Source organism: Nocardioides sp. (genome assembly GCF_030150155.1).
Lineage (GTDB): Bacteria > Actinomycetota > Actinomycetes > Propionibacteriales > Nocardioidaceae > Nocardioides.
On sequence record NZ_JASLGR010000041.1, the window covers coordinates 19,808 to 39,383 of the forward strand.

The 19,576-nt window shown below is 71.0% G+C and carries 21 protein-coding genes; 19 read left to right on the top strand and 2 right to left on the bottom strand.

Features of this window, described 5'->3' with window-relative positions; genetic code table 11:
• Window positions 1-35 precede the first annotated feature (35 nt).
• Genes Q1V88_RS13355 through Q1V88_RS13425 form a run of 15 tightly spaced genes read left to right on the top strand, consistent with a single transcriptional unit; the run spans window position 36 to window position 14,584 of the window.
• On the top strand, window positions 36-1,142 hold the full coding sequence (locus tag Q1V88_RS13355; protein ID WP_300681780.1) for a dipeptide ABC transporter ATP-binding protein: 1,107 nt from the start codon (window positions 36-38) through the stop codon (window positions 1,140-1,142).
• 34 nt (window positions 1,143-1,176) lie between these two features.
• Window positions 1,177-2,511: a replication-associated recombination protein A gene (locus Q1V88_RS13360; protein WP_300681738.1), complete on the top strand. Its 1,335-nt coding sequence runs from the start codon at window positions 1,177-1,179 to the stop codon at window positions 2,509-2,511.
• 43 nt (window positions 2,512-2,554) lie between these two features.
• A complete protein-coding gene (locus tag Q1V88_RS13365) occupies window positions 2,555-2,908 on the top strand; it encodes a hypothetical protein (protein ID WP_300681739.1) in 354 nt (117 codons plus the stop codon).
• A gap of 23 nt (window positions 2,909-2,931) precedes the next feature.
• The gene (gene alaS, locus Q1V88_RS13370) at window positions 2,932-5,604 is read left to right on the top strand and encodes an alanine--tRNA ligase (protein WP_300681781.1); all 2,673 of its coding nucleotides are present in this window, start codon (window positions 2,932-2,934) and stop codon (window positions 5,602-5,604) included.
• The gene (ruvX, locus tag Q1V88_RS13375) at window positions 5,604-6,098 is read left to right on the top strand and encodes a Holliday junction resolvase RuvX (protein ID WP_300681740.1); all 495 of its coding nucleotides are present in this window, start codon (window positions 5,604-5,606) and stop codon (window positions 6,096-6,098) included. Before alaS ends, ruvX begins: the two co-directional genes overlap by 1 nt.
• Window positions 6,091-7,344: an endolytic transglycosylase MltG gene (gene mltG, locus Q1V88_RS13380; protein ID WP_300681741.1), complete on the top strand. Its 1,254-nt coding sequence runs from the start codon at window positions 6,091-6,093 to the stop codon at window positions 7,342-7,344. Before ruvX ends, mltG begins: the two co-directional genes overlap by 8 nt.
• Window positions 7,334-8,164: a shikimate dehydrogenase gene (locus tag Q1V88_RS13385; RefSeq protein WP_300681742.1), complete on the top strand. Its 831-nt coding sequence runs from the start codon at window positions 7,334-7,336 to the stop codon at window positions 8,162-8,164. The genes mltG and Q1V88_RS13385 overlap by 11 nt, the downstream gene beginning before the upstream one ends.
• Window positions 8,165-8,181: 17 nt before the next feature.
• A complete protein-coding gene (locus tag Q1V88_RS13390) occupies window positions 8,182-8,910 on the top strand; it encodes a prepilin peptidase (RefSeq protein WP_300681743.1) in 729 nt (242 codons plus the stop codon).
• 20 nt (window positions 8,911-8,930) lie between these two features.
• A complete protein-coding gene (gene aroC / locus Q1V88_RS13395; protein ID WP_300681744.1) occupies window positions 8,931-10,109 on the top strand; it encodes a chorismate synthase in 1,179 nt (392 codons plus the stop codon).
• A 29-nt stretch (window positions 10,110-10,138) separates the two neighbouring features.
• A complete protein-coding gene (locus Q1V88_RS13400) occupies window positions 10,139-10,609 on the top strand; it encodes a shikimate kinase (protein WP_300681782.1) in 471 nt (156 codons plus the stop codon).
• The gene (gene aroB, locus Q1V88_RS13405) at window positions 10,606-11,694 is read left to right on the top strand and encodes a 3-dehydroquinate synthase (protein ID WP_300681745.1); all 1,089 of its coding nucleotides are present in this window, start codon (window positions 10,606-10,608) and stop codon (window positions 11,692-11,694) included. The genes Q1V88_RS13400 and aroB overlap by 4 nt, the downstream gene beginning before the upstream one ends.
• Entirely contained in the window at window positions 11,691-12,134 is a 444-nt protein-coding gene (locus tag Q1V88_RS13410; RefSeq protein WP_300681746.1) for a type II 3-dehydroquinate dehydratase, read from the top strand. The genes aroB and Q1V88_RS13410 overlap by 4 nt, the downstream gene beginning before the upstream one ends.
• 20 nt (window positions 12,135-12,154) lie before the next feature.
• Window positions 12,155-12,721, top strand: coding sequence for an elongation factor P (efp, locus tag Q1V88_RS13415; protein WP_300681747.1), 567 nt, complete (start codon window positions 12,155-12,157; stop codon window positions 12,719-12,721).
• A gap of 17 nt (window positions 12,722-12,738) precedes the next feature.
• Window positions 12,739-13,164, top strand: coding sequence for a transcription antitermination factor NusB (gene nusB / locus Q1V88_RS13420; RefSeq protein WP_300681748.1), 426 nt, complete (start codon window positions 12,739-12,741; stop codon window positions 13,162-13,164).
• Between the two features lie 58 nt (window positions 13,165-13,222).
• Window positions 13,223-14,584: an NAD(P)/FAD-dependent oxidoreductase gene (locus Q1V88_RS13425; protein WP_300681749.1), complete on the top strand. Its 1,362-nt coding sequence runs from the start codon at window positions 13,223-13,225 to the stop codon at window positions 14,582-14,584.
• A gap of 7 nt (window positions 14,585-14,591) precedes the next feature.
• Here Q1V88_RS13425 and Q1V88_RS13430 read toward each other — a convergent pair whose 3' ends face one another.
• Window positions 14,592-15,068, bottom strand: coding sequence for a VOC family protein (locus tag Q1V88_RS13430; protein ID WP_300681750.1), 477 nt, complete (start codon window positions 15,066-15,068; stop codon window positions 14,592-14,594).
• A gap of 98 nt (window positions 15,069-15,166) precedes the next feature.
• On the opposite strand from Q1V88_RS13430, the gene pyrR reads away from it, so the two are divergent.
• The 4 genes from pyrR to Q1V88_RS13450 are packed head-to-tail and all read left to right on the top strand — an operon-like array spanning window position 15,167 to window position 18,978.
• Window positions 15,167-15,748 carry a bifunctional pyr operon transcriptional regulator/uracil phosphoribosyltransferase PyrR gene (pyrR, locus tag Q1V88_RS13435; protein WP_300681751.1) on the top strand — a complete coding sequence of 194 codons (582 nt, stop codon included), beginning with the start codon at window positions 15,167-15,169 and terminating at the stop codon, window positions 15,746-15,748.
• Window positions 15,745-16,674 (top strand): aspartate carbamoyltransferase catalytic subunit, encoded by a 930-nt coding sequence (locus Q1V88_RS13440; protein WP_300681753.1) that lies wholly within the window; start codon window positions 15,745-15,747, stop codon window positions 16,672-16,674. Before pyrR ends, Q1V88_RS13440 begins: the two co-directional genes overlap by 4 nt.
• On the top strand, window positions 16,671-17,951 hold the full coding sequence (locus Q1V88_RS13445) for a dihydroorotase (protein ID WP_300681754.1): 1,281 nt from the start codon (window positions 16,671-16,673) through the stop codon (window positions 17,949-17,951). The genes Q1V88_RS13440 and Q1V88_RS13445 overlap by 4 nt, the downstream gene beginning before the upstream one ends.
• Window positions 17,941-18,978 carry a GNAT family N-acetyltransferase gene (locus Q1V88_RS13450; RefSeq protein ID WP_300681756.1) on the top strand — a complete coding sequence of 346 codons (1,038 nt, stop codon included), beginning with the start codon at window positions 17,941-17,943 and terminating at the stop codon, window positions 18,976-18,978. Before Q1V88_RS13445 ends, Q1V88_RS13450 begins: the two co-directional genes overlap by 11 nt.
• Here the strand turns inward: Q1V88_RS13450 and Q1V88_RS13455 are convergent.
• Window positions 18,975-19,508 (bottom strand): DUF1697 domain-containing protein, encoded by a 534-nt coding sequence (locus Q1V88_RS13455; protein ID WP_300681758.1) that lies wholly within the window; start codon window positions 19,506-19,508, stop codon window positions 18,975-18,977. The genes Q1V88_RS13450 and Q1V88_RS13455 overlap by 4 nt on opposite strands.
• Between the last annotated feature and the right edge of the window lie 68 nt (window positions 19,509-19,576).

The following is a 19,576-nucleotide window of genomic DNA, read 5'->3' on the forward strand; positions in this document are numbered from 1 at the left end:
GCACGAACCCGATCCTCGAGGTCGAGGACCTCCAGATGCACTTCCCGGTGAAGAGCTCGGGGATCCTGCGGCGCACCGTCGGTGCGGTCAAGGCCGTCGACGGCGTTTCCTTCTCCCTCGACGCCGGCTCCTCGCTCGGCCTCGTCGGCGAGTCGGGCTGTGGCAAGTCGACCACCGGTCGACTCATCACCCGGCTCTACAAGCCCACCGGCGGAGCGATCCGCTTCGAGGGCAAGGACATCGCGAAGACCGGCGAGAAGGAGCTCCTTCCGCTGCGCCGTGACATCCAGATGATCTTCCAGGACCCCTACACCTCCCTGAACCCGCGCCACACCGTGGGTGCGATCGTGGGTGCGCCGCTGGAGATCCACAAGGTCGTGCCGAAGGACAAGATCCTCCCGCGCGTCCAGGAGCTGCTCGAGATCGTCGGTCTCAACCCCGAGCACTACAACCGCTACCCGCACGAGTTCTCCGGCGGCCAGCGCCAGCGCATCGGCATCGCCCGCGCGCTCACGCTGCAGCCGAAGCTGCTCGTCGCCGACGAGCCGGTCTCCGCGCTCGACGTCTCCATCCAGGCCCAGGTGATCAACCTTCTCCAGGACCTGCAGAAGGAGTTCGGGATCGCGTTCCTCTTCATCGCGCACGACCTCGCGATCGTGCGGCACTTCTCGCCGCAGATCGCCGTCATGTACCTCGGCAAGATCGTCGAGATCGGTGACCGCGACACGATCTACAACCGGCCGCACCACCCGTACACCCAGGCGCTGCTCTCGGCCGCCCCCGACATCAAGCAGGCCGAGACCGGTGGTCGCCGCGAGCGCATCCGGCTCACCGGCGACGTGCCGTCGCCGATCAACCCGCCCTCGGGCTGTCGGTTCCGCACCCGCTGCCCGCTGGCGCAGGAGATCTGCGCGAAGGTCGAGCCGCCTCTGCTGCAGATCGGCCAGACCCACAAGGTCGCCTGCCACTTCCCGGCCGAGCTGGGCCACGCCCCGTCCAAGCCGATCACGCAGCGCATCCTCGGGGTCAACGAGTTCGGCGACACCGACCCGGGTCAGGGTCCGGCGATCGCGATCCCGTCGAGCCCGGGCTTCGCCGACACGTGGTTCGATTTGGCCAACAACCAGATGGGCCACGCCTGATCCACGCACTCTCGCACCGCCTAAGGTGATCGCCGTGGATGGTCTGTTCGAAGTCGAGCCTGCTGGCTCGGGTGGGTCGCTCAGTGCTGCCGACCATGCGCACGCGCCGTTGGCCGTGCGGATGCGTCCGCGCAGCCTGGACGAGCTGGTCGGCCAGCCGCAGCTGCGTACGCCGGGATCCCCGCTGCATCAGGTGATCGAGGCCGAACGGTCGTTGAGCCTGCTGCTGTGGGGCCCTCCGGGGACCGGCAAGACCACGATCGCCTCGATCGTGTCGGGACAGACCAACAGGTCCTTCGTGGAGATCTCCGCGGTCTCGGCTGGGATCAAGGAGGTGCGGGCCGCGATCGACGCGGCACGTGCCCAGCTGGTCGCCACCGGCAAGGAGACGGTGCTCTTCGTCGATGAGGTGCACCGCTTCTCCAAGGCCCAGCAGGACGCGCTCCTGCCCGGCGTGGAGAACCGCTGGGTGACGCTGATCGCGGCCACCACGGAGAACCCGTCGTTCTCGGTGATCTCGCCGCTGCTCAGCCGGAGTCTGCTGCTGCGGCTGCAGTCGCTCACCGACGACGACATCCGCGACGTGATCGGCCGGGCGGTGGCCGACGAGCGGGGCCTGGCGGGGGAGTACACCCTGGAGGAGCCGGCCCTGGACCACCTGGTCCGGCTGGCCGGGGGAGACGCTCGCCGCTCCTTGACCTACCTGGAGGCTGCCGCCGGTGCGGCGGCCGGCACGGTCATCGACCTCACCACCGCCGAGACCGCTGCCGACATCGCCGCGGTGCGCTACGACCGCGACGGCGACCAGCACTACGACGTCATCAGCGCCTTCATCAAGTCGGTGCGCGGGTCGCACGCCGACGCCGCGATCCACTACCTGGCCCGGATGCTGGAGGCTGGGGAGGACCCGCGCTTCATCGCGCGCCGGCTGATGATCCTGGCCAGTGAGGACATCGGCCTGGCCGACCCGTCGGCGCTGACCACGGCGGTAGCCGCGGCCCAGACCGTGCAGCTGATCGGGATGCCTGAGGCTCAGCTCACCCTGGCCCACGCCACCATCGCGCTGGCCGTGGCGCCGAAGTCCAACGCCGTCACCAACGCCATCTTCGCCGCCCAGGCCGACGTCAGGGCCGGCAAGATCGGCCAGGTCCCGGCGCACCTGCGCGACGCCCATTACGCCGGTGCGAAGAAGCTCGGTCACGGTGTGGACTACCGCTACGCCCACGACTATCCCTACGGGGTTGCCGAGCAGGAGTACCTGCCCGAGGACCTTCGCGAGGCGACGTACTACCACCCCAAGGAGATCGGGGCCGAGGCCGCGATCAAGGAACGGTGGGACCGGGTGCGCAGGATCCTGCGCGGTGAGTAGCCGCGCTGCGGACGAGAGTGCCGGTCGGCTAGGCTCGGACGTCATGACCTCCTCTGATCGCCTCCGTGAAGCCGTCATCAAGACGGCGTCGTGGTGGCACGGTCTGAAAGCCGTTGCGGACCCGGAGACCCGGCTCCGTGCGCGGCTCTCGACCCGGACGGAGTGGAAGCTGCGACGTCGGGAGCGCAAGGAGCGCATCCGTGCCGCCGTCCGGGAGTACCGGGCGGCCAACGGAGACGAGCGCACCCAGGCTCTCAAGGCAGGTGCCCGCGTGATGCGCGAGCACATGGCCCAGGCCCGGATCGACAAGGAAGTCGAGCTCCGCGAGCGGTACGAGACGCCCGCCCTCAGCGTCGCACCCCAGCACCAACTCGAAGAACTGGAACATGAGCAGTGACTGATACCCAGCCGTCGACCTGGTTGAGCACGGCGGAGATCCGCCGTCGTTTCACCTCCCACTTCGCCGACAACGCCGCGCTGCCGCACGAGGTGGTGCGCTCGGCGTCGCTGCTCCTCGACGACCCGAACCTGCTCTTCGTCAACGCCGGCATGGTGCCGTTCAAGCCGTACTTCCTGGGCCAGGCGACGCCGGAGTTCCCGCGCGCCACCAGCGTGCAGAAGTGCATCCGCACCCCCGACATCGAAGAGGTCGGCAAGACCACCCGGCACGGCACGTTCTTCGAGATGTGCGGCAACTTCTCCTTCGGCGACTACTTCAAGGAGGGCGCGATCACGCTCGCCTGGGAGCTGGTCACCAAGTCGATCGCCGACGGTGGCTTCGGGTTCGACGAGTCGGTCCTCTACCCGAGCGTCCTCGACGGCGACGACGAGGCCGTGGCGCTGTGGAAGAAGATCTCCGGCCTGCCCGACGACCGGATCGTCCGGCTGCCCCCGAGCGAGAACTACTGGTCGATGGGCGTGCCCGGCCCCGGTGGTCCGTGCTCGGAGATCCTGATCGACCGCGGTCCGGCGTTCGGCGCCGACCGCGACTGGGACGCGGGCGACCGCTACCTGGAGTTCTGGAACCTCGTCTTCATGCAGGACGACATCTCCGCGGCCCGCTCCAAGTACGACGTCGACATCGCCGGTGCCCTGCCGCAGAAGAGCATTGACACCGGCCTCGGCCTGGAGCGGGTGGCTTACCTGCTCCAGGGCAAGAACAACATGTACGAGACCGACGTGGTCTTCCCGGTGATCGAGAAGGCGATGGAGCTCACCGGCAAGAAGTACGGCGACAACTACGAGGACGACGTCCGCTTCCGGGTCATCGCCGACCACATCCGCTCCTCGATGATGCTGATCTCCGACGGCGTCACGCCGGGCAACGAGGGCCGCGGCTACGTGCTGCGCCGCCTGCTGCGTCGCGCGATCCGCAACGTCAAGCTGCTCGGGTACGGCGACCCCGCACTGCCCGAGCTGATGCCGGTCTCGCGCGACAAGATGGGCGAGACCTACACCGAGCTGATCTCCGGCTGGGACCGGATCATCCAGGTCGCCAGCGCCGAGGAGGACACGTTCCGCAAGACGCTCGCCTCGGGCACCCAGATCTTCGACCTGGCCGCCACCGAGGTGAAGAAGTCCGGTGCGACCGTCCTGGACGGGGCGCAGGCCTTCCAGCTGCACGACACCTACGGCTTCCCGATCGACCTCACTCTGGAGATGGCCTCGGAGGCGGGACTGACCGTCGACGAGTCCGGCTTCCGTGGCCTGATGGCCGAGCAGCGTGAGCGCGCCAAGGCCGACGCGAAGGCGAAGAAGGGTCAGCACGCCGACCTGACCGTCTACCGCGACATCCTCGACAGCAACGGCCCGACCGACTGGCGCGCCTACGAGACCCTGACCACCGAGTCGACGCCGGTCGCGCTGCTCCAGAGCGGCGAGGTCGTCACCTCGCTGGGCAACGGCGAGGTCGGAGAGTTGGTCCTGGACCGCACCCCGTTCTACGCCGAGTCCGGTGGCCAGGTCGCCGACGCCGGCATCATCGAGTTCGACGGCGGACGCTTCGAGGTCCTCGACGTGCAGCGTCCGGTCAAGGGCCTGGTCGTCCACCAGGTCCGCGTCGTCGACGGCGAGTACGCCGCCTCGGGCAAGTCCCTGCACGCCGCGGTGGACCCCGAGTGGCGCATCGGCGCCCGCCAGGCGCACTCGGGCACCCACGTGGTGCACGCCGCGCTGCGCGAGGTGCTCGGGCCCACGGCGCTCCAGTCCGGCTCCTACAACCGGCCGGGCTACCTGCGCCTCGACTTCGGCTGGACCCACGGTCTGACCGCGGGTCAGCTCACCGAGCTCGAAGAGGTCTCGAACAACGCCCTGCGCGCCGACCTGCCCGTGTCGTGGGACTACATGACCCTGGCCCAGGCCAAGGACTGGGGCGCGATCGCGCTCTTCGGCGAGACCTACGACGACTCCAAGGTCCGCGTCGTCGAGATCGGCGGCCCGTGGAGCCGTGAGCTCTGCGGTGGCACGCACGTCGACCACTCCAGCCAGATCGGCACCATCGTGATCAACGGTGAGTCCTCGGTCGGCTCCGGCAACCGCCGGATCGAGGCCTTCACCGGCGTCGAGGGATTCCGCTACCTGGCCAAGGAGCGTGACATGGTCGCGCAGCTCACCGAGCTGCTCAAGACCCAGCCGGTCGACCTGGTCGCCCGCGTCACCGACCTGACCGAGCGCCTCAAGAACACCGAGAAGCAGCTGGAGAAGATCCACGTCGCCCAGCTGCTGGCCTCGGCCGGCACGATCGCCGACGCCGCTGTCGACGTCGACGGTGTCGCCGTCGTCGCGGCCCGGGCCACCGGTGCCGGTGGCGGTGACGCCCGCACGCTGGCGACCGACGTCCGCGCCCGGCTGGGCTCCCGCCCCAGCGTTGTGGTGATCATCGGTGACGCCGACGACAAGGTCGCCGTCGTCACCGCGACCAACGACGCGGCCCGCGAGCGTGGCCTGTCGGCCAACGACCTGCTCCGCGCGCTCAGCCCGATCGTGGGCGGCAAGGGCGGCGGCAAGCCGGACCTCGCCCAGGGCGGCGGCACCGAGGTGGCCAGGATCGACGAGGCCCTCGCCACGGTGCCGAAGCTGGTGGCCGGAGCCTGATGCGGCACGGGGTCCGCCTCGGGATCGATCCTGGGGATGCCCGTATCGGCGTCGCGCGCAGCGACCCGACGGGCTTCCTCGCGACTCCCGTGGAGACGGTCAAGCGTGGCCGCGGCGATCTGGCACGGATCAAGGCGATCGCGGCCGAGATCGCCGAGGAGTCGACGCTGCTCGAGGTGATCGTCGGTCTGCCGCGCTCGCTGAAGGGCAAGGAGAACCCGGCGACCACCAAGGTCCGCGACTTCGCCGACGCGCTGGCACGCAAGGTCGCACCCGTCCCGGTACGGCTCGTCGACGAGCGGCTGACGACGGTCTCTGCGGAGGCTATGCTGCGCGACCGGGGCCGCAAGGGTCAGGACCGGCGCTCGGTGGTCGATCAGGCAGCAGCGGTCTTCATCCTGCAGCACGCGCTCGACACCGAACGGGGCTCAGGACACGCCCCGGGAGAACTGGTCGCCCTCGGGCAGGCCGAAGGAGAGGCACCACATGACTGAGACGCCCCCCACGCCGGGTGAGGGCACGGCCTTCGTGCCGGGCCTCGATGACACCGCCGAGCGCCCGGCCGTCCGCCGTGACGACGTACCGCCGGCGCCGCTGGCCCCCCAGACCGCCGAGGCGCCCTCCAGCGCCGGCACCCCGACCGCTGCGGGCGGTCGGCGTCGCGCCGAGAAGTCCCGTCTGCCCGGCCTCCTCGCCGTCGTGATCGCGCTGGTCGTGATCGTCGGCGGCGGCTGGTTCGCCTGGGGCAAGGTCACCAGCCTGGTCGACAAGATCAGCGGCTCGGGGAGCAGCGACTACTCCGGCACCGCAGCGCACGGCGACGTCACCTTCGAGGTGCACGCCGGCGACTCGGCGACCGCGATCGGTCGCAACCTCAAGGCCGCCGGTGTGGTCGCGTCGGTGGACTCGTTCATCTCCGCGGCCAACGCCAACCCCGACGCGGCCGGCATCCAGGTCGGCTTCTACTCGATGAAGCAGGAGATGAGCGCCGCCGATGCGCTGGCGGTGCTGCTCAACCCGGCCAACATGGTCAGCGTCAAGGTCACCATCCCCGAGGGCAAGCGGCTGGCCGACATCGTCACGATCCTGGCGAAGAAGACCTCGTTCTCCAAGGCCGACTTCACCACCGCGCTGAAGAACCCCGCCAAGCTGGGCCTGCCGTCGTACGCCGATGGCAACGCCGAGGGGTACCTGTTCCCGGCGACGTACGCCTTCGGTCCCAAGGAGACCCCCACCGAGATGCTCACGGCGATGATCGCCAAGACCGTCTCCGTGCTGGACTCCCTCGACGTCGCCACGCAGGCGAAGAAGGTCAACCTCAGCGTCGAGCAGGTGATGACCGTCGCCAGCATCCTGGAGTACGAGGCCAGTCGGACCGAGGACTACCCCAAGGTCGCGCGCGCCATCTACAACCGGCTCAACCAGGGCATGCGGCTCCAGTCCGACGCCACCGTGGCCTACGCCAACGGGCTCAGCGGCGACGTCTGGACCACCACGGCCCAGCGCTCCGTCGACTCGCCGTACAACACCTACGTCCACACCGGTCTCCCGCCGGGCCCGATCGGATCGCCGGGGGAGACCACCATCAAGGCGGCGCTCAACCCGGCGCAGGGCTCGTGGCTGTACTGGGTCGTGGTGAACCTGAAGACCGGCGAGACGGTCTTCTCCACCACCCTGGCCGAGCACAACGCGGCCACCCAGAAGCTGCGCGAGTACTGCAAGACCTCCGATGCCTGCTGAGGCAGCGCACCGCTGCGGCGTGATCGGCGACCCGGTCGCCCACTCGCTCTCTCCCGCCCTGCACAACGCCGGCTACGCGGCGGCCGGGCTGGAGGGGTGGAGCTATCAGGCGATCCGGGTCGAGGCCGGCCGGGTCGGCGACTTCCTCGCCGGACTGGGCGACCAGTGGCGGGGCCTGTCGGTGACAGCCCCGCACAAGCGCGAGGCGCTGGCCCTGGCCGACACCGTCACCGAGCGCGCCGAGCTGGCCGGCGGGGTCAACACCCTGGTGCGCGGCGGCTCGGGCTGGGTGGGCGACAACACCGACCTGCCCGGCGCCGTCGCGGCGATCCGCGAGCGCTACCAGGGCCCGGCCGCGACCGGCACGATCCTCGGCGGTGGCGCCACCGCGGCCAGCACCGGCCTGGCGCTGGCCTACCTCGGCGTCGAGACGATCACGCTGGCCGTCCGCGATCCCGAGCGTGCCCGTGACGCGGCCGCGGCGATCGCGGCGCACCCGGCCCGTCCGCGGGTCGACGTCGTCACCCTGGACCAGGCACGGCCCGCCGACATCGTGGTCTCCACGATCCCGATCGCGGCCCAGACCCCCGAGCTGACCGCCGCGGTGCTGCCCGCACCGGTGCTCTTCGAGGTCACCTACAACACCTGGCCGACCCCGCTGGTCAGTGCCGCGGAGCGCTCCGGCAGCGTGCTGGTCTCCGGGCTCGACCTGCTCGTCCACCAGGCCGTGCTCCAGTTCGAGCAGTTCACCGGAAGCCGGGCGCCGCTCGCCGCGATGCGGGAAGCCGGGGAGTCGGCTCTGGCGGCGCGCACCGACTGACCCCTAGGGTCGGGCGCATGGATCTGGCCGGCTCGCTGCTCAGCGCTGGGGTGGGCCTGGCCAGTGGGCTGATGGCACCACGCCTCATCGCCGGCGTACCTGACATCGAGCCGGACCCGTCCGAGGATCCCGGCGACTTCCCTGAGGCCGTCCCGTTCGCGGTGCTGGGCCGGCGACCACGGCTGCGGGCCCGACTGGCGGCCCTCGGCCTGGTGATCGGGCTGATGCTCGGTGCCGTCTTCGGCTTCTCCTGGGGGACCGGGCTCTTCCTGGTCGCACTGCCCTACCTGCTGGCGCTGGCCACCATCGACTACACCACCTGGTTCCTGCCCAACCGCCTGATCCTGCCGGCCTGCCTCGCCGTCGCGGTGACGGCCATCGTCGCCGCGATCGCGCTGAGCGCACCGAGCATCGTCGGCGACGCCGCCCTCGGTGGGGTGGGTCTGAGCGCCTGGTACGGCCTGTTCTGGTTCATCAGCCCGCGCTCGCTGGCCTTCGGCGACGTCAAGCTCGGCGGGCTGCTCGGGCTGGTGCTCGGTCCGTTCGGGCTGAGCGCGACCGTGCTCTCGGTCCTGGCCGCCGGGGTGATCAGCCTGCTGGCCCTGATCCCGATGCGGTTGGCGGGCAACGCGATCAACCAGGGCGAGACCACCGGGGTGATGCGCGCCCACGTCCCGTTCGGTCCCTCGATGATCGCAGGGGCGATCGTCTCAGTCCTGGTAGCCCGTGCCCTGGGCACTGCCTGACGCATGGGAAGATAGCGCCCATGTTGCGTTGGCTGACCGCGGGCGAGTCGCATGGCCCGTCCCTCGTCGCGATCCTCGAAGGCCTGCCGGCCCACGTCGGCATCACGACCGACGACATCGCCGACTCCCTTGCCCGCCGTCGTCTCGGCTACGGCCGTGGGGCCCGGATGAAGTTCGAGCAGGACCAGGTGACCCTGACCGGAGGCGTGCGCCACGGACAGTCCCAGGGCGGCCCGATCGCGATCGAGGTCGGCAACACCGAGTGGCCCAAGTGGGAGACCGTGATGTCGGCCGACCCGGTCGACGCGTCCGTGCTGGAGGGCCAGGCCCGCAACGCCGCACTGACCCGTCCCCGTCCGGGCCACGCCGACCTGGTCGGCATGCAGAAGTACGACTTCGCCGACGCCCGCCCGATCCTGGAGCGTGCCTCGGCACGCGAGACCGCGGCCCGGGTCGCGCTCGGCCGGGTCGCCTCGAACTTCCTCGAGCAGGCCCTCGGCGTGAAGATCGTCTCCCACGTCCTCGAGATCGGCGGGGTGCGCACCGCCGGCACCGACCTGCCCACCCCCGACGACGTCGAGCGTCTCGACGCCGACCCGGTGCGCGTCCTCGACCCGGCCGGCTCGGCCGCGATGGTCGAGCGGATCGACCAGGCCCACAAGGACGGCGACACCCTCGGCGGCGTCGTCGAGGTGGTCGTCTACAACCTGCCGCCGGGCCTGGGCTCGCACGTGCACTGGGACCGTCGCCTCGACTCCCGTCTGGCCGGTGCCCTGATGGGCATCCAGGCGATCAAGGGCGTCGAGGTCGGTGACGGCTTCGACGTCGTCGCCGCGCCGGGCAGCCTCGCCCACGACGAGATCGTCAACACCCCCGAGGGCATCCGGCGTACGTCGGGCCGCAGCGGTGGCATCGAGGGCGGCATGACCACCGGCGAGATCATGCGGGTCCGCGCCGGGATGAAGCCGATCGCGACCGTCCCGCGGGCGCTGCGCACGATCGACGTCGCCACCGGCGAGGAGGCGGTGGCCCACCACCAGCGCTCCGACGTCTGTGCCGTCCCGGCTGCGGGGATCGTCGCCGAGGCGATGGTCGCCCTGGTGCTGGCCGACGCGGTGCTGGAGAAGTTCGGTGGCGACTCGGTGGCCGAGGTCGCCCGCAACCACCGTTCCTACCTCGACACGCTGCGCTACTCGTGACCTCGCCCCGTGCCGTCCTGATCGGCCCGATGGGGGCCGGGAAGACGACGGTCGCGACCCTGCTGGCCGCACGCCTCGGCGTCGGTGTCCGTGACACCGACGCCGACGTCGAGACGGTCGCGGGCAAGCCGGTCAGCGAGATCTTCGTCGACGACGGCGAGAGCGCCTTCCGGGCGCTGGAGCGCGACGCCGTGGCGGCCGCCCTGCGCGAGCACGACGGCATCCTCTCCTTGGGCGGCGGTGCCGTCCTGGACCCGCAGACCCAGGCCGCCCTGGACGGGCACCCGGTGGTCTTCCTCCGGGTCGGCCTGGCCGACGCGGTCAAGCGGGTCGGCCTGGGCACCGGGCGCCCGCTGCTGCTGGGCAACGTCAGGGCGCGCGTCAAGCAGCTGCTCGACGAGCGCACCCCCATCTACGAATCAGTGGCCACCATCGTGGTCGACACCGATGGCCGGACCCCCGACGAGGTGGCCGACCGGATCCTCCAGGAGCTGTCATGAGCACCACCCTCCCTGTCGGCGGCGCGTCGCCGTACGACGTCGTCATCGGTCGCGGTCTGGCCGCGCAGCTGCCCCAGATCCTCGGCGACAAGGTCCAGCGGGTCGCCCTGCTGTACGCCGGCGAGCTCGGCGACCAGGCCGAGACCGTGGCGCAGGCGCTCCAGGACCACTACGACGTGCACGCCTTCGGGCTGCCGTCGGGTGAGCGCACCAAGACCTACGACATCGTGGTGCAGTGCTGGGAGGCGCTCGGCGAGCTGGGCTTCACCCGCTCTGACGCCGTGGTGACCTTCGGTGGCGGCGCCACCACCGACATGGGCGGCTTCGTCGCCGCGACCTGGCTGCGCGGTGTCAGGGTGGTGCACATCCCGACCACGCTGCTGGCGATGGTCGACGCCGCTGTCGGGGGCAAGACCGGGATCAACACCGGGGCGGGCAAGAACCTGGTCGGCGCGTTCCACGAGCCGGCCGGTGTGCTGGTCGACCTCGACACCCTGGCCACGCTGCCGCGCGAGGAGTTCCTCGCCGGTCTCGGCGAGGTGGTCAAGTGCGGCTTCATCGCCGACCCGGAGATCCTCGACCTGATCGAGTCCACCGACGCCGAGGCGATCACCGCCGACGCGCCGATCACCGAGGAGCTGATCCGCCGGGCGATCCAGGTCAAGATCGACGTCGTCGTCGCGGACCTGAAGGAGACCGGCGGCACCGACGGCCACCCGGGACGGGAGGCGCTCAACTACGGCCACACCCTGGCCCACGCGATCGAGAAGCACACCGAGTACGCCATCCGGCACGGCGAGGCGGTCGCGATCGGCTGCATCTACGCCGCCGAGCTCGCCCGCCTGGCCGGCCGGCTCGACGCCGAGACCGCTGCTCGGCACGCCCGGGTCTTCGCCAAGGCGGGTCTGCCGACCGGCTTCGGCGGTGCGTCCTTCGACGACCTGATCGGGGCGATGCGGGTGGACAAGAAGGCGCGCGGCTCCCAGCTGCGCTTCCTCGTCCTCGACGGGCTGGCCCAGCCGTCGATCCTGGCCGGTCCCGAGGAGTCGATGCTGCGCGAGGCCTTCGAGGTCGTCGCGCGATGAGGCCGGTGCTGGTGCTCAACGGGCCCAACCTCGGGCGCCTGGGGCGTCGCCAGCCGGAGATCTACGGCTCGACGACGTACGACGATCTCGTCACGCTCTGCGAAGGCTGGGGCCGTGACCTGGGGCTGGCCGTCGAGGTGCGCCAGACCAACCACGAGGGCGTGCTGGTCGACTGGCTCAACGCCGCGGCCGACGAGGAGACCCCGGTCGTGCTCAACGCGGCCGCGCTCACGCACTACTCCTACGCCGTCTACGACGCGTGCGCGCAGCTCACCGCGCCCCTGATCGAGGTGCACATCTCCGACCCGTTCACCCGGCCCGAGGAGTGGCGGCACACCTCCGTCGTCTCCCCGCACGCGGCCCGGGTGATCGCGGGTCAGGGGATCGACGGCTACCGGCAGGCCCTGGAGGCCCTCGCCGGTTCGGTAACACAGGCGTAGCGTCGGTAAGGTTCACCACTATGGCTACCACCAACGACCTCAAGAACGGCATGGTTCTCAACATCGACGGCGGCCTTTGGGCGGTCGTTGAGTTCCAGCACGTGAAGCCGGGCAAGGGCCCCGCGTTCGTGCGGACCAAGCTGAAGAACGTCGAGTCGGGCAAGAACGTCGACAAGACCTTCAACGCCGGCACCAAGGTCGAGACCGCCACGGTCGACCGCCGCTCGTACCAGTACCTGTACAACGACGGTCACTCCTACGTCTTCATGGACACCGACACCTTCGACCAGATCGAGGTCGCTCCGGAGCTGGTCGGCGACGCCGCCAACTACCTCCTGGAGAACCAGGACGTCATCGTGGCCACGAACGAGGGCCGCGTGCTCTTCATCGAGCTCCCGGCCTCCGTCGAGCTGATCGTGACCTACACCGAGCCCGGCGTCGTCGGCGACTCGGCCACCGGTCGCACCAAGCCGGCCACGCTTGAGACCGGCCACGAGATCCAGGTCCCGCTCTTCATCGAGCAGGGCGAGAAGATCAAGGTCGACACCCGCGACGGTGGCGCCTACCTCTCCCGCGTCAAGAACTGACGGAGCCTGACGAACCCGTGAGTGCTCCTGCAGGACAGCCCACCGCGCGCACCAAGGCGCGCAAGCGGGCCCTCGACCTTCTCTTCGCCGCCGAGCAGCGGGGGATCAGCCCGGTCCAGCTCCTGGACGAGGCGATCGCCGAGGGCGAGGGTCCGACGAACGCCTACACCTCCACCCTGGTCCGCGGCGTCGTCGCGGAGCAGGAGCGGATCGACGACCTGCTCGCCTCCTACTCGACCGACTGGTCGCTGGAGCGGATGCCGGCCGTGGACCGCAACGTCCTGCGTCTGGGCGTGTGGGAGATCCTGCACGCCGAGGACGTCCCGGGACACGTCGCGATCAGTGAGGCCATGCAGCTGGTGCGCGACCTCTCCACCGATGACTCGCCGGTCTTCGTCAACGGCGTCCTCGGTGCGATCGATCGCGACCGCGACAACCTCTGAGCCGACGGCTCCCTCGCCGGCCCTGGTCCGATGACCAGGCCTGGGCCATGCTGGAGGCATGACTCGGGTTGATCTGATCGTCATCGGAACAGGTCCCGGCGGGGAGAGCCTCGCCAACCACGCCGCGCGCGCCGGGCTGAGCGTGGTGGCCGTCGACAAGCATCTGGTCGGCGGTGAGTGCCCCTACTACGGCTGCATCCCGTCGAAGATGATGCTGCGCGGCGCGCACGCACTGGCCGACGCCGCGCGGCTCCCCGCCATCGGCGGCGAGGCCAGCATCAGGCCGGCCTGGTCCCGGGTGGCGCACCGGATCCGTTCGGAGGCCACCGACGACTGGGACGACACCGTCGCCGTCGACCGGCTCCGTGACGCCGGTGTCACCGTGCACCACGGCACCGGTCGGCTGACCGGTCCGGGGCAGGTCAGCGTCGAGACCGCCGAGGGCGAGACCCTCACCTACGAGGCAGCCCGCGGGGTGGTGCTCAACCCCGGCACCCGTCCTGCCGTGCCGCCGATCCCGGGCCTGGCGCAGACGCCGTACTGGACCAACCGGGAGGCGGTCGCGGCCGAGTCCGTCCCGGCCCATCTGATCGTGCTGGGCGGGGGCCCGATCGGGTGCGAGATGGCGCAGGCCTTCGCCCGCTTCGGCTCTCGAGTCACGATCGTCGAGGCGGCCGAGCGGCTGATCAGCCACGACGAGCCGGAGGCGGCGGCAGTGCTGCGCGACGCCCTGGTCGCCGACGGCATCCGTGTCCTCACCGGGGTCAGTGCCACCGGCGTGGAGTTCGACGAGGGCACCTTCTGGCTCACCCTGGACACCGACGAGCGGATCAGTGCCGAACGGCTCCTGGTCGCCGTCGGCCGGACCTCCAACCTCGACGGCGTCGGGCTCGACAGCGTCGGCCTGGACCCGCGCGCCCTGCACGTCGACGACCGGATGCGTGCCGCCGACGGGCTCTGGGTGATCGGCGACGTCGTCGGGGCGGGCGCCTACACCCACCTGTCGATGTACCAGTCCGACGTCGCCCTGCACGACCTCCTGGGCCAGGAGTGGCACGCCGCCGACTACCGCGCGGTGCCGCACGTGACCTTCACCGACCCCGAGGTCGCCGGCGTCGGGATGACCGAGGCCGAGGCCCGCGAGGCGGGGATCGACGTCGTGGTCGGCAGCACGGACCTCGGAGCGTCCTCGCGAGCCTTCACCCACGGCCCGGGGGCCGCCGGCGTGGTCAAGATCGTCGCCGAGCGGGGCACCAGCACGGTGGTGGGGGCGAGCGTGGCCGGACCGGCCGGGGGAGAGATCGTCTCGATGCTGGTCCTGGCCGTGCACGCCCGGGTGCCGGTCGCGACCCTGCGGTCGATGATCTATGCCTACCCGACGTTCCACCGGGCCGTGGAGTCGGCGCTGCCCGAGCTCTAGTTGGGCTCTAGCTGCGCCCGTCGGCGGCCGCCTCCAGGTCGGCGACCACGATCCGGCGCATCTGCATCATCGCCGCGCTGGCGCGGCCGCTGCGCTCGGGGTCGGGGTCGCCGAGCAGCTCGCCCAGCCGGGTCGGGACGATCTGCCACGACAGCCCCCACGGGTCGACCAGCCAGCCGCACTGGCTCTCCTGGCCCCCGTCGGCGGTGAGGGCGTCCCAGTAGCGGTCCACCTCGGCCTGGTCGGCGCAGCTCACCGAGAGCGACACCGACGGGTTGAGGCTGAACTCCACCGGAGCGCCGATCACCCGGTACGGCGTCCCGGCGAGCGTGACCTCGGCCAGCACCGTCTCGCCTCCGGGCGGACCGACGCGCTGCGAGGAGGTCACCGACGACCCCGGGATCAGGTCGGCGTAGAAGGCGAGCGCCTTCTCGACCTCGTCGGCGGGGTGGGAGAGCCACAGGCACGTGGTGATGTCGGTCATGGCTCCAGGTTCGTCCCTCCCGGTCGCGACACGCTAGCGTTGGGGCGAATCCGATCCCTTTAACGAGCCGTCCCGTGAGGCGGAGAAGGGTGGCGAGCATGACTGCTCAGCCCGTTGGCCTGCCCCCAGGCCGTGTCGTTCTCGACGCCGATGACATCGTCCGGGCGCTGACCCGGATCTCGCACGAGATCCTGGAGCGCAACAAGGGTGCCGACGGTCTGATCCTGCTGGGGCTGCACACCCGCGGCGTCCCGCTGGCTCGCCGCCTAGCCGCCCGGATCGGCGAGGTCGAGGGCACCCGAGTCGAGGTCGGCGAGCTCGACGTCACGATGTACCGCGACGACCTGCGCCGCCAGCCCACCCGCACCCCGCACAAGACCGTGCTGCCCGCGGGCGGCATCGACGGCAAGACCGTCGTCCTGGTCGATGACGTGCTCTACAGCGGCCGGACGATCAGAGCGGCCCTGGACGCGCTCTCCGATCTGGGCCGTCCCTCCGCGGTCCGGCTGGCGGTCCTGGTCGACCGCGGCCACCGCGAGCTGCCGATCCGCGCCGACTACGTCGGCAAGAACCTGCCCACCGCGCGCGCTGAGAAGGTGCGGGTCCGCCTGGCCGGCCCCGATGACCTCGACGAGGTCCGGATCGTCGACGGACCGCTGACCTCGGAGGACCTGGCGTGAAGAAGCACCTGCTCTCGATCGACGACGTGACGGTCGACGACATTCACCAGCTCTTCGAGACCGCCGCCGAGATGCACGACGTGCAGCACCGGCAGGTCAAGAAGCTCCCGGCCCTGCGCGGCCGGACCGTGATCAACCTCTTCTTCGAGGACTCCACCCGGACCCGGTCCTCCTTCGAGATCGCCGGGAAGTGGCTCTCGGCCGACGTGATCAACCTGTCGGCGAAGGGCTCCTCGGCCTCCAAGGGCGAGAGCCTGCGCGACACGGTCCGCACGGTGACCGCGATGGGCATCGACGGTCTGGTGATGCGGCACAGCGCCTCGGGCGCCGCGCAGCAGGTCGCCGGCTGGCTCGACATCCCGGTGATCAACGCCGGTGACGGCACCCACGAGCACCCCACCCAGGCGCTGCTGGACGGCTACACCCTGACCCGGCGGCTGGGGTCGCTGGAGGGCAAGCACGTCGTCATCGTCGGCGACCTGACCCACAGCCGGGTCTTCCGCTCCAACGTGAAGTCGCTGACCAAGCTCGGCGCCCGCGTCACCGCGGTGGCACCACCGACGCTGATGCCGACGGCGCCGGGGGAGTGGGCCGAGCCGTACGCGACGTCGTACACGCTCGACGACGTCCTTCCCGACGCCGACGCGGTGATGATGCTGCGCGTGCAGAAGGAGCGGATGAGCGGTGGCTTCTTCCCCTCGGCGCGGGAGTACACCATCGGCTACGGGCTGACCCGCCCGCGCCTGGGCCTGCTCAAGCCGGGCACCCCGATCCTGCACCCGGGCCCGATGAACCGTGGCCTGGAGATCTCGTCCGAGGCCGCCGACGCGGTCGACTCGGCCGTCCTCGACCAGGTCTCGGCCGGGGTCGCGGTGCGGATGGCCGTGCTCTATCACCTGCTTGCTGGAGAGGAATCCGTCGCATGACGTCGCTGTTGATCAAGGGCGCCGCCCTGCTGGGTGGCGACGCCGCTGACGTGTACGTCGTCGACGGCACGATCGACCAGATCGGCACGGACCTGGCCCTCGAGGCCGACCGTGTCATCGAGGCCGACGGCCTGGTCCTGCTGCCCGGCCTGGTCGACCTGCACACCCACCTGCGCGAGCCGGGCCGGGAGGACGCCGAGACGGTGCAGTCCGGGTCGGCGGCAGCGGCCGCCGGCGGCTTCACCGCCGTGCTGGCGATGGCCAACACCAACCCGGTCACCGACACCGGCGAGAAGGCCGAGCACGTCCTCGACCTGGGCGAGAAGGTCGGCCTGGTCGACGTCCAGCCGGTCGGCGCGGTGACCAAGGGGCTGGCCGGTGAGGAGCTGGCCGAGCTCGGGCTGATGGCGCACTCCCGTGCCCAGGTCCGGGTCTTCTCCGACGACGGCAAGTGCGTCGGCGACGCCCGGGTGATGCGCCGGGCGCTGGAGTACGTCAAGGCCTTCGGTGGCGTCGTCTCCCAGCACTCCCAGGACCCCGCGCTGGCCCCGCACGGCGCCTGCTGCCACGAGGGTCCGGTCTCGGCACAGCTCGGCCTGCCTGGCTGGCCCGGCGTGGCCGAGGAGGTGATCGTGGCACGCGACGTGATGCTGGCGCGCCACACCGGCTCGCGGCTGCACGTGGCCCACGTCTCCACCGCCGGCTCGGTCGAGATCGTGCGCTGGGCCAAGGCCCAGGGGATCGACGTCACCGCCGAGGTGACCCCGCACCACCTGCTGCTCACCACCGACCTGCTGGTCGGCTACGACCCGGTGTTCAAGGTCAACCCGCCGCTGCGTCCGGTCGAGGACGTCGAGGCGCTGCGGGCCGCCCTGGCCGACGGCACCATCGACGCCGTGGCCACCGACCACGCGCCGCACGCCCGCCAGGACAAGGACCACGCCTTCGTCGACGCGGCCTTCGGCATGCTCGGCCTGGAGACCGCCCTGCCCGTGGTCGCCACCGTGATGGTCGAGTCCGGGCTGCTGGACTGGGCCGGTGTGGCCCGGGTGATGTCGACCAACCCGGCCGCGATCGCGGGCCTGGAGGGCCAGGGCCGTCCGCTCGCGGTGGGGGAGCCCGCCAACCTCACCCTGGTCGACCCGGCCGCCGCCCAGGTCGTCGACCGCGACGAGAGCCTCTCGCTCTCGCGCAACAACCCGTGGCACGGGCGCTCGGTGAGCGCCAGCGTCAAGGCCACGTTCCTGCGAGGAGTCGCCACCTTCGATGCGCTCTGAGCGCCTGCGCACCCAGCGCCTGAGCCTGCCGCTGTGGGATGCCCGCGACGTGGCCGCGATCCGCGGCCAGATCGCGCGCAGCCCGCACTGGCACCCGGAGTTCCCGCGCCCCGACGACGTCGCCGCGGCGACGCTGTGGCACGAGGGTGACCCGTGGGGGCCGCGCTCGATCGTGCGGGGCGTGACGACGCTGGGCTCGATCGGCTTCTTCGGTCCGCCCGAGCCGGCGGCCGACGGGGTCGCCGAGGTCGAGGTCGGCTACGGGCTGGTGAGCCAGGCGCACGGGTACGGCTTCGCCACCGAGGCGTTGGCGGCGATGGTGGCGGCTGCCGAGGCCCTCGGCGTACGCGTCCGGGCGAGCGTCGAGGCGACCAACCAGGCCAGCGTCAGGGTGCTGGCCAAGGCCGGGTTCACCCAGCTGCGCGGTGCCAACGAGAACGGCGAGCTGGTGATGGTCAGGCCGTTGGCGCGCACCGGCGCCACGAGCGCACCCGCAGCACCGTCGGTCGGACCCCGGCTGAGCTTCGAGATCCGCTCCACCACCGAGGACGACTGGCCCGCGCTGGCGGCCTTCCGGGTGGAGAACGCCACCGAGCACCCGATCTCCTACGGCGCGACGGTGGAGACGGTGCTGGAGTTCACCGAGGACGACTGGCGGATGCGTGCGGCCCGCGGGGACCGCGAGGACGCGGCCTGCCTGGTGGCACTCCAGACCGGCACCGAGCGCTGGCTCGGCATGATGCAGTGCCAGCTCGGCGACGAGCACGGGACCACCCCGGTGCTGACCGGCGTCTACGTGACCAAGTCCTTCCGCGGCAAGCGGTACGGCGTCGCCGACCGGCTCCTGGAGCAGATCGTGGCCTGGGCGGGTGCCCACGGCCCCGAGCTACGGCTGTGGGTCTTCGAGGGCAGCGAGCCGGCGCTGCGGTTCTACCGCCGCCACGGCTTCGCCCCCACCGGACGCACCCAGCCGCTCACCCTCGACCCGAGTCTGGGCGTGCTGCGGGAGCTGAGCCGCCGGCTCTAGCCCGCCTGCATCCTGGTCAGGATCCGCTGCAGGGTCAGCGGCGTACGCGACGTGGTCTGCTTGCGGTAGGTCCTGTCCAGCCAGACCATCACGTCGGGCCCCTTGGTCGTGGTGGTGTCGTGCTGGGTGCACAGCGCCCCGTCGACGATGCCGACCACGGTGACCGCCGGGCTCTGCGGGATCGGCGGCACCTCGCGCAGGGGCGTGGCGAAGAACGTCACCAGCTGGTAGGTCGCCTTGGAGTGCTCGACGTCGCCGAAGGGTCGCTGCTCCAGCAGGTGGGCGATCTGCTCGGCCGACCTGACGATGGTCAGGGCACTGAAGCCGCGCTGCTCGGGCCAGGCCGCGGTGATCTGCTCCCCGAGCGCGTCGGGGTCGGTCTGGTCGCTGGAGAAGATCACGTTGCCGCTGCTGATCACCGAGCGGACGTCACCGAAGCCGAGGTCGGTGTGCACGCCGCGCAGCGACTCGTTGGACTTCTTCGGGTCGCCGGGTCCGATGCCCCGGATGAGGGAGACGTAGGTCGTCACGTCCGCCAGCGTAGATGACGGCCACGGGCACCCCCGCTGGTAAGGTTCTGGATCGATCCGACATCCTT

Bases quoted from the DNA above. Each gene is read 5' to 3' on its own strand.
- Q1V88_RS13355 (WP_300681780.1), top strand. From the start codon at position 36: ATGCACTTCCCGGTGAAGAGCTCGGGGATCCTGCGGCGCACCGTCGGT.
- Q1V88_RS13365 (WP_300681739.1), top strand. From the start codon at position 2,555: ATGACCTCCTCTGATCGCCTCCGTGAAGCCGTCATCAAGACGGCGTCG.
- ruvX (WP_300681740.1), top strand. From the start codon at position 5,604: ATGCGGCACGGGGTCCGCCTCGGGATCGATCCTGGGGATGCCCGTATC.
- mltG (WP_300681741.1), top strand. From the start codon at position 6,091: ATGACTGAGACGCCCCCCACGCCGGGTGAGGGCACGGCCTTCGTGCCG.
- Q1V88_RS13385 (WP_300681742.1), top strand. From the start codon at position 7,334: ATGCCTGCTGAGGCAGCGCACCGCTGCGGCGTGATCGGCGACCCGGTC.
- Q1V88_RS13390 (WP_300681743.1), top strand. From the start codon at position 8,182: ATGGATCTGGCCGGCTCGCTGCTCAGCGCTGGGGTGGGCCTGGCCAGT.
- aroC (WP_300681744.1), top strand. From the start codon at position 8,931: ATGTTGCGTTGGCTGACCGCGGGCGAGTCGCATGGCCCGTCCCTCGTC.
- Q1V88_RS13400 (WP_300681782.1), top strand. From the start codon at position 10,139: ATGGGGGCCGGGAAGACGACGGTCGCGACCCTGCTGGCCGCACGCCTC.
- aroB (WP_300681745.1), top strand. From the start codon at position 10,606: ATGAGCACCACCCTCCCTGTCGGCGGCGCGTCGCCGTACGACGTCGTC.
- Q1V88_RS13410 (WP_300681746.1), top strand. From the start codon at position 11,691: ATGAGGCCGGTGCTGGTGCTCAACGGGCCCAACCTCGGGCGCCTGGGG.
- efp (WP_300681747.1), top strand. From the start codon at position 12,155: ATGGCTACCACCAACGACCTCAAGAACGGCATGGTTCTCAACATCGAC.
- Q1V88_RS13425 (WP_300681749.1), top strand. From the start codon at position 13,223: ATGACTCGGGTTGATCTGATCGTCATCGGAACAGGTCCCGGCGGGGAG.
- Q1V88_RS13430 (WP_300681750.1), bottom strand. From the start codon at position 15,068: ATGACCGACATCACCACGTGCCTGTGGCTCTCCCACCCCGCCGACGAG.
- pyrR (WP_300681751.1), top strand. From the start codon at position 15,167: ATGACTGCTCAGCCCGTTGGCCTGCCCCCAGGCCGTGTCGTTCTCGAC.
- Q1V88_RS13445 (WP_300681754.1), top strand. From the start codon at position 16,671: ATGACGTCGCTGTTGATCAAGGGCGCCGCCCTGCTGGGTGGCGACGCC.
- Q1V88_RS13450 (WP_300681756.1), top strand. From the start codon at position 17,941: ATGCGCTCTGAGCGCCTGCGCACCCAGCGCCTGAGCCTGCCGCTGTGG.